Origin of the sequence: Streptomyces sp. NPDC053048 (assembly GCF_044547045.1) — a bacterium.
GTDB lineage: Bacteria > Actinomycetota > Actinomycetes > Streptomycetales > Streptomycetaceae > Streptomyces.
Map to the genome: position 1 here is coordinate 50,783 of NZ_JBITZS010000003.1, position 15,245 is coordinate 66,027.

At 71.8% G+C, this 15,245-nt stretch carries 11 protein-coding genes; 8 read left to right on the forward strand and 3 right to left on the reverse strand.

Features of this window, described 5'->3' with window-relative positions:
- Window positions 1–17 precede the first annotated feature (17 nt).
- Window positions 18–1,226 (reverse strand): trypsin-like serine peptidase, encoded by a 1,209-nt coding sequence (locus ACIG36_RS08575; protein WP_399924157.1) that lies wholly within the window; start codon window positions 1,224–1,226, stop codon window positions 18–20.
- Window positions 1,227–1,481: 255 nt separating this feature from the next.
- On the opposite strand from ACIG36_RS08575, the gene ACIG36_RS08580 reads away from it, so the two are divergent.
- The 4 genes from ACIG36_RS08580 (at window position 1,482) to ACIG36_RS08595 (ending at window position 7,748) form a co-directional block, all read left to right on the forward strand.
- A complete protein-coding gene (locus ACIG36_RS08580; RefSeq protein WP_399924160.1) occupies window positions 1,482–2,966 on the forward strand; it encodes a diaminobutyrate--2-oxoglutarate transaminase family protein in 1,485 nt (494 codons plus the stop codon).
- A 19-nt stretch (window positions 2,967–2,985) separates the two neighbouring features.
- Entirely contained in the window at window positions 2,986–4,905 is a 1,920-nt protein-coding gene (locus ACIG36_RS08585) for an IucA/IucC family protein (protein ID WP_399924163.1), read from the forward strand.
- A gap of 6 nt (window positions 4,906–4,911) precedes the next feature.
- Window positions 4,912–5,691 carry a GNAT family N-acetyltransferase gene (locus ACIG36_RS08590; protein ID WP_399924166.1) on the forward strand — a complete coding sequence of 260 codons (780 nt, stop codon included), beginning with the start codon at window positions 4,912–4,914 and terminating at the stop codon, window positions 5,689–5,691.
- Window positions 5,692–5,768: 77 nt separating this feature from the next.
- Window positions 5,769–7,748 (forward strand): ATP-dependent DNA helicase, encoded by a 1,980-nt coding sequence (locus tag ACIG36_RS08595; RefSeq protein WP_399924169.1) that lies wholly within the window; start codon window positions 5,769–5,771, stop codon window positions 7,746–7,748.
- Between the two features lie 260 nt (window positions 7,749–8,008).
- Here the strand turns inward: ACIG36_RS08595 and lexA are convergent, their stop codons facing one another.
- Window positions 8,009–8,794 carry a transcriptional repressor LexA gene (gene lexA, locus ACIG36_RS08600; RefSeq protein ID WP_399924172.1) on the reverse strand — a complete coding sequence of 262 codons (786 nt, stop codon included), beginning with the start codon at window positions 8,792–8,794 and terminating at the stop codon, window positions 8,009–8,011.
- Between the two features lie 585 nt (window positions 8,795–9,379).
- Here lexA and nrdR point away from each other — a divergent pair.
- From nrdR to ACIG36_RS08620, 4 genes are all read left to right on the forward strand, one after another.
- Window positions 9,380–9,907, forward strand: coding sequence for a transcriptional regulator NrdR (nrdR, locus tag ACIG36_RS08605; RefSeq protein WP_399924175.1), 528 nt, complete (start codon window positions 9,380–9,382; stop codon window positions 9,905–9,907).
- Window positions 9,908–10,020: 113 nt separating this feature from the next.
- Window positions 10,021–12,897, forward strand: coding sequence for a vitamin B12-dependent ribonucleotide reductase (locus ACIG36_RS08610; protein ID WP_399924179.1), 2,877 nt, complete (start codon window positions 10,021–10,023; stop codon window positions 12,895–12,897).
- A gap of 112 nt (window positions 12,898–13,009) precedes the next feature.
- Window positions 13,010–13,840, forward strand: coding sequence for an arylamine N-acetyltransferase (locus ACIG36_RS08615; RefSeq protein ID WP_399924182.1), 831 nt, complete (start codon window positions 13,010–13,012; stop codon window positions 13,838–13,840).
- Window positions 13,841–13,873: 33 nt separating this feature from the next.
- A complete protein-coding gene (locus tag ACIG36_RS08620; protein WP_399924185.1) occupies window positions 13,874–14,479 on the forward strand; it encodes a YdbC family protein in 606 nt (201 codons plus the stop codon).
- A gap of 34 nt (window positions 14,480–14,513) precedes the next feature.
- Here ACIG36_RS08620 and ACIG36_RS08625 read toward each other — a convergent pair whose 3' ends face one another.
- A complete protein-coding gene (locus ACIG36_RS08625) occupies window positions 14,514–15,140 on the reverse strand; it encodes a TetR/AcrR family transcriptional regulator C-terminal ligand-binding domain-containing protein (RefSeq protein WP_399924188.1) in 627 nt (208 codons plus the stop codon).
- Window positions 15,141–15,245: the final 105 nt, after the last annotated feature.

Consider the following 15,245-nt stretch of genomic DNA (forward strand, 5'->3'; position numbering starts at 1 on the left):
CTTCCGTCTGTCAGCCGCTACCGCTTGTTCGCGAACTTCCGGCTCAGGGCGTCGTAGACGCCCTTCGCCTCGGTGCCCAGGCGAGGCCCGGCGAGCCAGGTGCTGTTGGACGGGCCGATCGAGGTGTTGGAGACCAGCACCGCCTTGCCGTCCGGGCCCGGGGCGAACCAGCCGCCGCCGGAGGAACCACCGGTCATCGTGCAGCCGATGCGGTACATCGTCGGCTGCGAGGAGTCGATGGTCAGACGGCCCGGCTTGTCGATGCAGTCGTACATCTTCTGGCCGTCGAAGGGCCGGGCGGCCGGGTAGCCCCAGGCGCCCATGCTGCGGATGGACTTCACCTGCGGGGTGCTGAAGTCAACGGTCAGGGCGTTGCCGACCGTCTCCTCCAGGGACTTGCCGTTGCCCTTCTCCGACCGCACGTGCAGGACGGCGAAGTCGTAGGGGGCTCCGGCGCCACCGGTCTCCGCGCCCTGCGAGATCCACTGGCTGGACGTCTGCGCCCAGTCCGCCCACCAGACGCCGTACGGGGCGACGTCCGTCACCGGGGCGCTGTTGACCTGGGAGGCCGGCAGACCCTTGTCGTTGTAGGACGGCACGAAGGCGATGTTGCGGTACCAGCCGCCCTTCTTGCCGGCGTGCACGCAGTGGCCCGCCGTCCAGACCATGTTGGACTTGCCCGGGTGTGCCGGGTCCTTGACGACCGTCGCCGAGCAGACCATGTGGCCCTGCGGGCTGTCGAAGAACACCTTGCCCACCGGCGCGGCGTTGTTGTGGTACGGCGTGGCGACGGCCTTGGCCTCGACCGGACGCGGCTCCGGGTCGGTGACGCCCTGGTCGCTCGCGCTGCCTCCGCCCGGCACGGTGCCCGGGGCGCCCTGGGTGGCGAGCGTCTTGTCGCTGGGACGCGCGTCCTTCATCTTGTCGGGTTTCCAGTGGCCCTCGATGACCGGGTTGATGAAGTCGCGGGCCTCACGGAGCCACTGCTCCTTGTCCCAGTTCTTCCAGGCCCCGTCCTTCCACTTCTGCTTCCACTTCTCCAGGTCCTGGCTCGGGATGCCCTTCGGCAGGCTGGGGAGCTCGTCGCCCTTCTGGCTCGCGGCGGCACTCGGCTTGGTGTCGCCGCCCGAGGCCTTGTCGTCGGACGGACCGCACGCGGTGGCGGTCAGCGCCAACGCGGCGGTGAGTGCGGCGGCGGCCAGGGCCGGCCGTCGTGTCGATGGCATGGAGTGGACTCCCCCTGTGATCTGTACGGGTTGTGGACGAATGCCCGCTGTGGGCGCGGAATGTTGTGAACTTGTCATGCACCGCCCCGGGGAGGGGCAGGGCCACACTATGCCGGTGCCGACAGAGACGGGCAGGAGCGGGTGGTCGGTTCCTGCGTGAAGGATCTTGCGTTCCGGCCGTGATCCGCAGCCCCCGGCGTCGTTGGTACGTACGGGGGACACCCTCGTTCAGCGGCAGGAGGAGGTATCCGAGCCGTGGCCCTGACCCAACTACCGCCGCCGGTGCCGTCCGAGGGCGCCCCGGCCGGCCATGAGGGGATCCTGCGGCGGCAGTCGGCGCGCGAATCCGCGGCTCGTACGTACGCCCGCTCGCTGCCCATCGTGCCCGTCCGCGCCCGGGGCCTGACGATCGAGGGGGCCGACGGCCGCCGCTACCTCGACTGTCTCTCCGGCGCCGGAACGCTCGCGCTGGGCCACAACCACCCCGTGGTGCTCGAGGCCATCCGTTCCGTTCTCGATTCCGGAGCACCGCTGCACGTCCTGGACCTCGCCACCCCCGTGAAGGACGACTTCACCAGCGAGCTGTTCGCCACGCTCCCGCCCGGCCTCGCCGAGTCGGCGCGCGTACAGTTCTGCGGACCGGCCGGCACCGACGCCGTGGAGGCCGCGCTCAAGCTCGTACGGACCGCCACCGGGCGCGAAGGCCTGGTGGCCTTCTCCGGCGCCTACCACGGGATGACCTCCGGGGCTCTGGCCGTCTCCGGGGGAGCGCCGAGCGTGAGTGTGACCAGGCTGCCGTTCCCGCAGGACTACCGCTGCCCCTTCGGGGTCGGCGGCGAGACCGGCGAGCGCCTGGCCGCCCGCTGGGCGGAGAGCCTGCTCGACGACCCCGGCAGCGGCGTCAGGGACCCGGCCGGAATGATCGTCGAGCCCGTGCAGGGCGAGGGCGGGGTGCTCCCCGCCCCGGACGGCTGGCTGCGCCGGATGCGCGAGATCACCGCGGCCCGCGGCATCCCCCTGATCGCCGACGAGGTACAGACGGGCGTCGGCCGCACCGGCGCCTTCTGGGCCGTCGAGCACAGCGGCGTCGTCCCCGACGTGATGGTCCTGTCCAAGGCCATCGGCGGCAGCCTCCCGCTCGCCGTCGTCGTCTACCGGGAGGAGCTCGACGCCTGGCAGCCCGGCGACCACGCGGGCACCTTCCGGGGCAACCAGCTCGCCATGGCCGCGGGCACCGCGACCCTGCGCTACGTCCGGCGGAACGCGCTGGCCGAACGCGCCGCCGTGTTGGGCGAGCGCATGCTGGACCGGTTGCGCGCCGCGGTCGGCGCCTACGACTGCGTCGGCGAGGTGCGCGGGCGGGGGCTGATGATCGGCGTCGAGATGGTCGACCCGGAGGCCACCGAGCCCGCCGCGGCCGGCACGCCCGACGCGTGCGGTACGCCGGCCGCGTGCGGTACGCCCGACGCCCGCGCGGCGCGCCCCCTGCCCGCCGCGCCCGCCCTGGCCGCCGCCGTGCGGCAGGAGTGCCTGCGGCGCGGCCTGATCGTCGAGCTGGGCGGCCGCCACGCGTGCGTGGTGCGACTGTTGCCGCCCCTGACCATCACCGACGAACAGGCGGAGGCCGTCCTCGAGCGGCTCTCCGACGCCATCGCCGCGGTCTCCCGCACGAGCCGCCGGATCCCCACCCCGCGATCGCCGAAGGAGGAAGGCGCCGCGCACCCGGCCGGAACGCCGTGAGCCGAGCGCCGCACACCGCATGAACGCACCCCGCCATGCCGATGCGTCCCCGGTCGGCCAGGGGCTGTCCCCCGTGGCGCCCCGGCCGGGCGGCCACCGCGCCGGACCGCCGGAGGCCGGCCCGTACGGCGCTGCCGACCCGCTGGACCACGCCGACCCACGAGCGGCCGCCGACGCCGCCGCGGTGGAGAACCTGTTGCGGTGCTGGGTGCGCGAGAACGACATCCCCCCGCCCCACGGCGACACCCTGTACCTGCCGCTCAACGCGAGCGGCATCCCGCTGAGCGTCGCGGTCCACTACTGGTCGCGCACCGGCTGGCACCGCTTCGGGCGGGTCACCCTCACCGGAGGCCCGGACGACGCCCCCGCCTTCGACGCCGTCACCCTGGCCGCCCTGCTCGGCCGCGAAGCCGCCCACCGCGCCGCCCAGGCGGGCCACGCCCCCGTCGTCGACGGCGCCGGGCTCGTCGCCAGGGTCGCCGACTCCGCCGGGCGCACGGCCGTCTTCCTCGCCGACCGGCGCGAGCGGCCCGCCGACCCCGACGGCGGCGACCTCTTCCTCTACGGCGAGCAGTCCCTGCTGCTCGGCCACCCCCTGCACCCCGCGCCCAAGAGCCGCGAAGGCCTCTCGGACGCCGAGGCGTTCGCCTGCTCGCCCGAACTGCGGGGCGGCTTCCCCCTGCACTGGCTCGCCGTCCACCGGTCCGTACTGGCCGACGACTCGGCGTGGACCGAACGCGGCCGCGCGGTCGACGCCGCCGCCCTCGCCGCCCGCATCGCCGGGCCGAGCCTGGAGCGCGACCTCCCGCCGGACACCGTCGCGCTGCCCGTGCACCCCTGGCAGGCGCGCGACATCCGCCACCGCCCCGACGTCGTGGCGCTGTTCGACGCCGGACTGCTGCGCGACCTCGGCGCCCACGGCGAGCCCTGGTACCCCACCTCCTCCGTGCGGACCGCGCACCGGCCCGGCGCACCGGCCATGCTCAAGTTCTCCCTCGGCCTGCGCATCACCAACTCGCGCCGCGAGAACCTCCGCAAGGAACTGCGGCGGGGCGTCGAGGTGCACCGGCTGTTGCGCAGCGGGCTCGCCGAGCGCTGGCGGGCCGCCTGCCCCGGCGGGCTCGGTTTCGACATCGTCCGCGACCCCGCCTGGCTCGCCGTCGACGCGCCCGGCGGCACACCGCTGCCAGGCGTCGACGTCGTCATCCGCCACAACCCCTTCGGGCCCGGTGACGACGCCGTGTGCGTCGCCGGGCTCACCGCGCCCCGTCCCTGGCCCGGAAGGACGTCCCCCGCCGGCCATCCGGCCATGTGCTCCCGGCTCGCCGACATCATCGGCCGGCTCGCCTACCGGACCGGGCGACCCACCGGGGCCGTCGCCGCCGAGTGGTTCCTGCGCTACCTGGAGGCGGTGGTGCGGCCCGTCCTGTGGTTCGACGGCGAGGCCGGCATCGCCCTGGAGGCCCACCAGCAGAACACCCTCGTCCTGCTCGACACCGACGGCTGGCCGGTCGGCGGTCGCTTCCGCGACAACCAGGGCTACTACTACCGCGAGTCCCACCGCGCCGCACTCGAGGCGCAACTGCCCGGCATCGGCCGGGAGAGCAACACGTTCGTGCCGGACGGGGTGGCGGACGAACGATTCCTCTACTACCTCGGCATCAACAACATCCTGGGCATGATCGGGGCGTTCGGCTCCCAGCGCCTGGCCGACGAGGAGGTCCTGCTGGCGGCCCTCCGGCGGTTCCTCAAGGACGCTCTCTCCGGGCCCCGGGCGACGCGTTCGTCCCTGCCCGGACAGCTCCTCGAGGCGCCCACCCTGCGATGCAAGGCCAACATGCTCACCAGGCTGCGCGGACTCGATGAGCTCGTCGGGCCGGTGGACACCCAGTCCGCGTACGTCACCGTCGCCAACCCGCTCGTCGCGTCGGCCGGGTGAGCGCGGATGACCGAGAGGAACGACGGCGGCATCGCGCCCCTCTTCGACCCGCTGACGGACCCGCTGCCCGTCCTCGACGGCGTGCGGCACGGCGAGCGGTCCCCGGGGCCGGGGAACGACGACTGCGCCGATACGGTCGAACTGCCGCCGGTGGGCGCGCTCGTCGGGTTCATGGCCCACGACCGGCCGGAGGCCTCCGGGTCGCCGCCCGGCCCCGACCTCCTGGGCGGGGTCGCCGGCTGGGGAGCCGTCGGCACCGACGGGGGGCCGTTCCAGCTCGTACCCGTCCGCGCCGAGCGGGACCTTCCGCTGGTCACCCAGTGGATGAACGATCCGGCAGTCGCCGCCTTCTGGGGCCTGGCCGGCTCCGGCACCGCGACCGCCGACCACCTGCGCGCCCAGCTCGACGGCGACGGGCGCAGCGTCCCCTGCCTCGGCGTGCTCGCCGGGGTTCCCATGAGCTACTGGGAGCTCTACCGCGCCGACCTCGACCCCATCGCCCGGCACTATCCCGCCCGGCCGCACGACACCGGAATCCACTTCCTCCTGGGCAACGTGGCCGACCGGGGCAGGGGGCTGGGCACCCTGCTGCTGCGGACCGTCGCCGATCTGGTGCTGGACCGCCGGCCGGCCTGCGGCAGGGTCGTCGGCGAGCCGGACCTGCGCAACACCCCGTCGCTGGCGGCCTTCCTCGGCGCGGGGTTCCGGCTGTCGGGCGAGGTGGACCTGCCCGACAAGCGGGCTGCCGTGATGATCCGCGACCGCGCGCTGCGCGCGCTTCTGTGATCGTGCCGTTGGTGATCGGGGGAGGGAGGGCCGTCCGGGCCCCCGATGTCAGTGCCGCCCCGTAGGCTGAAAGCGCTATGACTGCCACCTCTGCGCCTACACTCACCGACCTGCTGCACGCCGCCGTCTCCGCCGTCGGGGGCACCGAGCGGCCCGGCCAGGTCGCGATGGCCGAAGCCGTCGCCGCGGCCATCGACGGCAATTCGCACCTGCTCGTCCAGGCGGGCACCGGCACCGGCAAGTCCCTCGGCTACCTCGTGCCGGCCCTCGCGCACGGCGAGCGCGTGGTCGTGGCGACCGCGACGCTCGCGCTGCAGCGGCAGCTCGTCGAGCGCGACCTGCCGCGCACGGTCGACGCGCTGCACCCGCTGCTGCGCCGCCGCCCGGAGTTCGCCATGCTCAAGGGCCGCTCCAACTACCTGTGTCTGCACCGGCTGCACGAAGGCGTCCCGCAGGACGAGGAGGAGGGCCTCTTCGACCCGTTCGAGGCGGCGGCCCCGTCCAGCAAGCTGGGCAAGGACCTGCTGCGGCTGCGCGACTGGTCGGACGAGACCGAGACCGGCGACCGGGACGACCTGACGCCGGGCGTGTCCGACCGGGCGTGGGCGCAGGTCTCCGTCACCTCCCGCGAGTGCCTGGGCGCCTCCAAGTGCGCGTACGGCGCCGAGTGCTTCGCCGAGGCGGCCCGGGAGCGGGCCAAGCTGGCGGAGGTCGTGGTCACCAACCACGCCCTGCTCGCCATCGACGCCATCGAGGGCGCGCCGGTGCTGCCGGGCCACGAGGTGCTGATCGTCGACGAGGCGCATGAGCTGGTCTCCCGGGTCACGGGTGTGGCGACCGGCGAGCTCACCCCGGGCCAGGTGAACCGGGCGGTGCGGCGAGCGGCGAAGCTGGTCGACGAGAAGGCGGCCGATGCCCTGCAGACCGCGTCCGAGAGCTTCGAGCGGCTGATGGAGCTGGCCCTGCCCGGCCGGCTCGAGGAGATCCCCGAGGACCTCGGCTACTGCCTGATGGCGCTGCGTGACGCCGCGCGCACGGTCATCACGGCGCTCGGCAACACCCGGGACAAGTCCGTCCAGGACGAGGACGCCGTCCGCAAGCAGGCCCTGGCCTCGGTGGAGAACATCCACGCCGTGGCCGAGCGCATCGTCGAGGGCTCCGAGTACGACGTGGTCTGGTACGAGCGGCACGACCGCTTCGGCGCCTCGCTGCGGGTCGCGCCGCTGTCGGTCTCCGGGCTGCTGCGCGAGAAGCTCTTCAACGAGCGGTCCGTGGTGCTCACCTCGGCGACGCTCAAGCTCGGCGGGGACTTCAACGGCGTCGGCGCCTCCCTGGGCCTCGCACCCGAGGGCGTGGCGGGGGACGACCTCCCGGAATGGAAGGGCGTCGACGTCGGCTCGCCGTTCGACTACCCCAAGCAGGGCATCCTCTACGTCGCCAGGCACCTGGCGCAGCCGGGCCGCGAGGGCACCCGGAACGACATGCTCGACGAGCTGGCGGAGCTGGTGGAGGCCGCGGGCGGGCGGACGCTCGGGCTGTTCTCGTCGATGCGAGCCGCACAGGCGGCCGCCGAGGAGCTGCGCGGCCGACTGGACGTGCCGATCCTGCTGCAGGGCGAGGAGACGCTGGGCGAGCTCATCCGGAACTTCGCGGCCGACCCCCGTACGTGCCTGTTCGGCACGCTGTCGCTGTGGCAGGGAGTGGATGTGCCGGGGCCGAGCTGCCAGCTGGTCGTCATGGACCGGGTGCCGTTCCCGCGGCCGGACGACCCGCTGATGAGCGCCCGGCAGCGGGCCGTGGAGGAGAGCGGCGGCAACGGCTTCATGGCCGTGGCCGCGACGCACGCGGCGCTGCTGATGGCACAGGGCGCGGGCCGGCTCGTACGGGCCTCGGGCGACCGGGGCGTGGTCGCGGTGCTGGACCCCCGGCTGGCGACGGCCCGCTACGGCTCGTTCCTGCGGTCCTCGCTGCCGGACTTCTGGTACACCACGGACCGTAACCAGGCGCGCCGCTCACTGGCCGCCATCGACGCCGCGGCGAAGGCGGAGGGCCGCTAGGGGGTGTCCGATGGGTCAGCACGGGCCCTGCGGCGCCCGGCACGGCGGCTCGCCGCGTTGTCGCATCAGCCAAGGACGCCCAGTCCGAGGCCGATGCTCCGCCTTGCGATCCACCGCACCGGACACCGCAGGACCCGCGCCGACCCATCGGACACCCCCTAGGGCCTGTCGTCGGCGGCCGCGGGCGAGGGCCCGCCGGGCACAAGAGAGCCCCGGAACCGGCGCAGTGGTTCCGGGGCCCGGCCTTTCGGCGGGTGGGCTCATACCCGCCGCAGCACCGCCACGACCTTGCCCAGGATCGTGGCCTCGTCGCCGGGGATCGGCTGGTAGGCGGCGTTGTGCGGGAGCAGCCAGACATGGCCGTCCTCGCGCTTGAAGCGCTTGACCGTGGCCTCCCCGTCCAGCATGGCGGCCACGATGTCGCCGTTCTCCGCGACCGGCTGGCGGCGTACCGTCACCCAGTCGCCGTCACAGATGGCGGCCTCGATCATGGAGTCGCCGACGACCTTCAGGACGAAGAGCTCGCCGTCACCCACCAGCTGGCGGGGGAGAGGGAAGACGTCCTCGACGGACTCCTCGGCGAGGATCGGCCCACCGGCGGCGATGCGGCCGACCAGGGGAACGTAGGAGGCGGCGGGCTTGCCCGAGGTGTCGGTGGGCTGGGTGCTCGGCTGATCGGAGCCGCGTACCTCATAGGCGCGGGGGCGGTGCGGATCCCGGCGGAGGAAGCCCTTGCGCTCCAGCGCCATCAGCTGGTGGGCGACGGAGGAGGTGCTGGACAGGCCCACCGCCTGGCCGATCTCGCGCATGGATGGTGGGTATCCGCGGCGCTGGACGGAGTCCCGGATGACCTCGATCACGCGGCGCTGCCGGTCGGTGAGACCGGAGCTGTCGGCCCGGATGCCCGGCGGCCGCCCGGGGAGCGAGCGGGCGGGCTTCTGCCCCTCGGCGTTCATGGCTGCGTCATTCATCGGGTGTGCCTGGTCGAGTCGGTTCTGGGAGCGGTCCTGGGCGGTGATGGTGGCGCTGTCTGCGGTGGTGGTCACGTCGGCCCCTCTCGAGATGTTCTCCCTAGCTGGACAACGGTAGTTGCTTTCGAAAGGTTGCGCCAAACACACGTTCGAGTGAAATATCGAGGATCCGCTGACGTGATCACGGGAGAGGGTGTACGAGCGGAGATCAATTCGCCCTATTACGGTAACCTTCGGTGCGAAGCCAGGCGGAACGGCACGGGGCTCACCCGGCCGGACAGGAGTCGGGCAGTGGTCGCTCCCGCGGTCGCGTCCGGTGCCGCGCGGAGGCGCCGCACCGTGTCCCCAGTGTGTCATCCGCGGCCCCTCGGCCTGCCCCAGGGCCCGCCCGCGTAGGGTCGTGTCCGGCCTCCGCGGCGCGACACGCGACGGGGGAGCTTGGCCGCTCGCCACCAGATCTAGTGCTTTGATGGCGGAGGCTACCCACAAGTTGTGGTCGATGCCCCCTCCTGGTCATGACCGGCGGTGGGCATCGCCTATGCTGGGGGCTGCTCGGCGAGAGCCCCGGCGGGGCCACCGCAGCGCAGACGTGCACAGGGTTTTTCTCGAGGTTTCTCGAGACTCAGAGGCTTACTCGAGGGTGAAGGAGGGTGGAGAGCGATGTACTGCCCCTTCTGCAGGCACCCCGACAGTCGAGTCGTCGACAGCCGGACCACCGATGACGGCTGTTCGATCCGCAGACGCCGCCAGTGCCCCGACTGCTCCCGTCGGTTCACGACCGTGGAGACCGCGTCACTCATGGTGATCAAGCGCAGTGGGGTCACCGAGCCCTTCAGCCGCACCAAGGTGATCTCCGGAGTGCGCAAGGCCTGCCAGGGCCGCCCGGTCACCGAGGACGCCCTGGCCCAGCTCGGCCAGCGGGTCGAGGAGGCGGTGCGCGCCTCGGGCAGCGCCGAGCTCTCCACGCACGACGTCGGGCTCGCCATACTCGGGCCGCTCAAGGACCTGGACCTCGTCGCGTACCTGCGGTTCGCGTCCGTCTATCAGGCGTTCGACTCGCTCGAGGACTTCGAGGCCGCCGTCGCGGAGCTCCGCGAGGGACTGCGTCGCGCCGAGGCCGAGGCCGGCCCCGCGGCGGTAGCGGGCGGGGGCGCCGACGTCCCCGCGCCCGCCGTGGCCGCCGACTGACGGCGACCCATCACAGACCTGCCCGGCGCGCTGAGCGCAGCCGGGTGACAGAACACATCGCGCCCCGGAAGAATTAGGCGCATTAGGGCGTTTTGCCCGTAGAGGGAGGCGGCATGACCGAGACGACGAGCGGCTCTGCGCGAGGTTCCCGCTCCAAGGGAAACAAGGGTGGCAAGGGCCTGCGCATCGAGCGCATCCACACCACCCCTGGCGTGCATCCGTACGACGAGGTCGTCTGGGAACGTCGTGACGTCGTCATGACCAACTGGCGCGACGGCTCGATCAACTTCGAGCAGCGCGGCGTCGAGTTCCCCGACTTCTGGTCGGTGAACGCGGTCAACATCGTCACCAGCAAGTACTTCCGCGGCGCGACCGGCTCCCCCGAGCGCGAGTCCAGCCTGCGCCAGCTGATCGACCGCGTGGTGCTCACCTACCGCAAGGCCGGTGAGGAGCACGGGTACTTCGCCTCCCCGGCGGACGCCGAGATCTTCGAGCACGAGCTGACCCACGCCCTGCTGCACCAGGTCTTCAGCTTCAACTCGCCGGTGTGGTTCAACGTCGGCACCAAGCAGCCGCAGCAGGTCTCCGCCTGCTTCATCCTCTCCGTCGACGACTCCATGGAGTCCATCCTCGACTGGTACAAGGAAGAGGGGATGATCTTCAAGGGCGGTTCCGGCGCCGGCCTGAACCTCTCCCGCATCCGCTCCTCCAAGGAACTGCTCTCCTCCGGCGGCAACGCCTCCGGTCCCGTCTCCTTCATGCGCGGCGCCGACGCCTCCGCCGGAACGATCAAGTCGGGCGGCGCCACCCGCCGCGCGGCCAAGATGGTCGTCCTCGACGTCGATCACCCCGACGTCGAGGCCTTCATCGAGACCAAGGTGAAGGAGGAGGAGAAGGTCCGCGCCCTGCGCGACGCCGGCTTCGACATGGACCTGGGCGGCGAGGACATCACCTCCGTCCAGTACCAGAACGCCAACAACTCCGTCCGCGTCAACGACGAGTTCATGAAGGCCGTCGAGACCGGCTCGAAGTTCGGGCTGCGCGCCCGGATGACCGGCGAGGTCATCGAGGAGATCGACGCCAAGGGCCTCTTCCGCAAGATGGCCGAGGCCGCCTGGGCCTGCGCCGACCCCGGCATCCAGTACGACGACACCATCAACCACTGGCACACCTCGCCGGAGTCGGGCCGGATCACCGCGTCCAACCCGTGCAGCGAGTACATGCACCTGGACAACTCCTCGTGCAACCTCGCCTCCCTCAACCTCATGAAGTTCCTCCGCGACGACGACCAGGGGAACCAGTCGTTCGACGCCGAGCGCTTCGCCAAGGTCGTCGAGCTGGTCATCACGGCGATGGACATCTCCATCTGCTTCGCCGACTTCCCGACCCAGAAGATCGGCGAGACCACCCGCGCCTTCCGCCAGCTGGGCATCGGCTACGCCAACCTCGGCGCCCTGCTGATGGCCACCGGTCACGCCTACGACAGCGACGGCGGCCGCGCGCTCGCCGGTGCCATCACCTCGCTGATGACCGGCACCTCCTACAAGCGCTCCGCCGAGCTGGCCGCGGTCGTCGGCCCGTACGACGGCTACGCCCGCAACGCCGACGCCCACAAGCGCGTCATGAAGCAGCACTCCGACGCCAACGCCGCCGCCCGGCGCATGGACGACCTGGACACCCCCGTCTGGGCCGCGGCGACCGAGGCCTGGCAGGACGTTCTCCGCCTCGGCGAGAAGGACGGCTTCCGCAACGCCCAGGCGTCCGTGCTGGCCCCCACCGGCACCATCGGCCTGATGATGGACTGCGACACCACGGGCGTCGAGCCGGACCTGGCCCTGGTGAAGTTCAAGAAGCTCGTCGGCGGCGGCTCCATGCAGATCGTGAACAACACGGTCCCCAAGGCGCTCAAGCGGCTCGGCTACCAGCCGGAGCAGATCGAGGCGATCGTCGCCTACATCGCCGAGCACGGCAATGTGATCGACGCCCCGGGCCTCAAGCCCGAGCACTACGAGGTCTTCGACTGCGCCATGGGCGAGCGCGCGATCTCCGCCATGGGCCACGTGCGCATGATGGCCGCCGCGCAGCCGTTCCTGTCGGGCGCGATCTCCAAGACCGTCAACCTGCCCGAGTCGGCCACCGTCGAGGAGGTCGAGGAGGTCTACTTCGAGGGCTGGAAGCTCGGCCTGAAGGCGCTCGCGATCTACCGCGACAACTGCAAGGTCGGCCAGCCGCTCTCCGCCAAGAAGAAGGAGGAGGCCAAGGCCCCCGAGGCCGCAGCCCCCGCCGCCGCGGAGAAGGTCGTCGAGTACCGCCCGGTCCGCAAGCGCCTGCCCAAGGGCCGTCCGGGCATCACCACCTCCTTCACGGTGGGCGGTGCCGAGGGCTACATGACCGCCAACTCCTACCCGGACGACGGTCTGGGTGAGGTCTTCCTGAAGATGTCCAAGCAGGGCTCGACCCTCGCGGGCATGATGGACGCCTTCTCGATCGCCGTCTCGGTCGGCCTGCAGTACGGCGTGCCGCTGGAGACCTACGTCTCGAAGTTCACCAACATGCGCTTCGAGCCGGCCGGCATGACGGACGACCCGGACGTGCGGATGGCGCAGTCGATCGTCGACTACATCTTCCGCCGCCTGGCGCTGGACTTCCTGCCCTTCGAGACCCGCTCCGCCCTGGGCATCCACTCCGCCGAGGAGCGCCAGCGGCACCTGGACACCGGTTCGTACGAGCCGGCCGACGAAGAGGTCGACGTCGAGGGCCTGGCCCAGTCCGCGCCGCGCCACGTGGAGCCTGCCAAGCCCGAGCTCCCGGCCCAGCCGGCGGCCGCGGCACCGGCCCCGAAGCAGGTCCACAGCTCCACCGAGCTGGTCGAGATGCAGCTGGGCCTGAACGCCGACGCGCCGCTGTGCTTCTCCTGCGGCACCAAGATGCGCCGCGCGGGCAGCTGCTACCTCTGCGAGGGCTGCGGCTCGACCAGCGGCTGCAGCTGAGCGCCTGACGGGGACAACCGCATAACGTAGAGAGCGGTGGCCGGAGTTTTCTCCGGCCACCGCTTTTGCCGTTTGTGGAAGTTTGCCGATTGCGGAGGGGAGCTGTGACGGAATGAGTGAGTCCATATGGGGTGGCGGCGAGGTCGACCTGGACGCGTATCTGGCGCGCGTCGGCGTCGAGGGGCCGGTCCGGGCGGACCTGGCGACGCTGCGTGCCGTGCACCGCGGACACGTCGACGCGTTCACGTTCGAGAACCTTGAGGTACTGCTGGGCCGTCCCGTCCTGCTGGACGTCAAGGCGCTCCAGGACAAGATGGTGGCCGGCCGGCGCGGCGGCTACTGCTTCGAACAGAACCTGCTGCTTGCCGCCGTCCTCGAGCACATCGGCTTCCGGGTGGCCGGGCTCGGGGCGCGCGTCCGCATGGGCGGCGAAGGATTGCGGCCCGCCACGCACATGGCGCTCAGGGTCGAGGCCGACGGCGAGCAGTGGCTGTGCGACGTCGGGTTCGGTGGCGAGGGGCTGCTGGAACCACTGGCCCTGCGGGACGGAGTGCGGGAGCGGCAGGGGGAATGGACGTTTGGAATCGAGCGTGAGCAGAAGGACGTACGGGTTCTGCGCTCGCTGCGCCCGGATGGCTGGTTCGACGTGTATTCCTTCGGACCGGAAGAGCGCTTCCCGGTCGACTACGGCGTGATGAACTACTACATCTCGACGCACCCGCGTTCACCGTTCGTCTCCCGGGCGATCGTCCAGCGGACGGAGCCGGACATACGGCGGATGCTGGTCGGCCCGGTGTTCGCGACCATGCGTCCCGACGGCTCGGAGGAACACCGTGTGATTCCCGTTGAGGAATGGACCGGGGTGCTGTCCCGGGAGTTCCGGATCGAGCTGAGCGACGAGGACGCGGAGGCGCTCGCCCGCGTGTACTCCTCGGGTACGTGACCCACGCCACTGCCGGCGCCGTACGATGGCCCGGTGCTGGTCAAGTGGATTCGCTGCACCGTGGTGGACCGCCGGGGCTTCGAGCGGGGGCAGCGGAAATGGGCGGGGTTGCCGGGCGAGCCCGGCTTCCGGGGGCAGGGCGGCGGCTGGAGCAGGGCGCGTCCTGACGTCGTGCACCTCTTCGGCTTCTGGGAGAGCCGGGCGTTCTACGACTCCTTCATGGCGCGCTCGCACGACAGGCTGGCGGCCGCGCAGGCCGGCACGTACAAGGAGATCCAGGTGCGGCTGTTCGAGCACCGCTTCGATGTGAAGGTCGGTTTTCAGCCACAGTTCACCGATGCCGATGTGGTGCGCTTCGCTCACTGCCGCATCCGCGAGGACCGGGTAGAGCATTTCACGCTCATGCAGGAGAAGGTGTGGAATCCGGCGATGGCCGGCTCCCCGGGGATGCTGCGAGGCGTCTTCGGGGAGGCTCCGGGCCATGAGTTCCTGGTGCTGTCGATGTGGAACTCCGAGGCCGAGCACGGCAAGTACCGCGCGGACCGGGTGGAACGCCTCGGGCTGCGGGCGCAGACCGAGGCGGACGTCGCCGCGATCACGGGCGATGTCGTGAAGATAGAGCCCTCCTGGACGGTCTGACGGACTCGGCTCCCGCCTCTGTCCGCATGTCTGATCAGGCCGGTGGCGCGTAGGCCCCGGCCCGGACGGCGGCGAGCGTGGCGTCGGCGGCCTGGTCCGCGACGGCCGTGTCCACGGGCTCGCGGGTGACGAAGAGCCGGAAGAAGAGCGGCGCAGAGACGGCACGAACGACGGCGCCCGCGTCGGTGCCGGGCGGGGCCTCGCCGCGCCCGACGGCCCGCTCGATCAACGGTGCGCAGCGCGCGAAGCGTTCGGCGTAGAAGCCGCGCAGCGCCTCCGCGGCGCGTTCGGACTGGAAGGCGGCGGCGATGAAGGCGGTCGGGGCCGCCGCGCCCCCCGGGTCGGTGAAGGTCTCGAGGATCTCCTGGGCGAGGGCCCGTAGGTCGCCGTGGAGCGTGCCGGTGTCCGGCGGGCTCCAACTGTCCTCGCCGGCGAGGTCGAGCGCGTCCGCCACCAGTCCTTCGACGCCGCCCCAGCGCCGGTAGAGCGTGGTCTTGTGCACGCCCGAGTGCTCGGCGACGTACTCGATGGTGAGCCCGGGGTAGCCGTGCTCGACCAGGCCGGTGAGGACGGCGTCGCGTACGGCGGCGCGGGTGCGGGCGGTGCGCCCGCCGGGGCGGACCGTGCCCGGTGCGCTGGGGGTGGGGGTATCCGAAGGCAATTGCAACTCCCGTTGCGTTAGTGGACGGAGTCTGCCATGCTGAGCGTAACGCAACTTAGGTTGCGTTTGACGGCTGGTCTCGAGGTCTCGAGGTCTTGCGGCCTT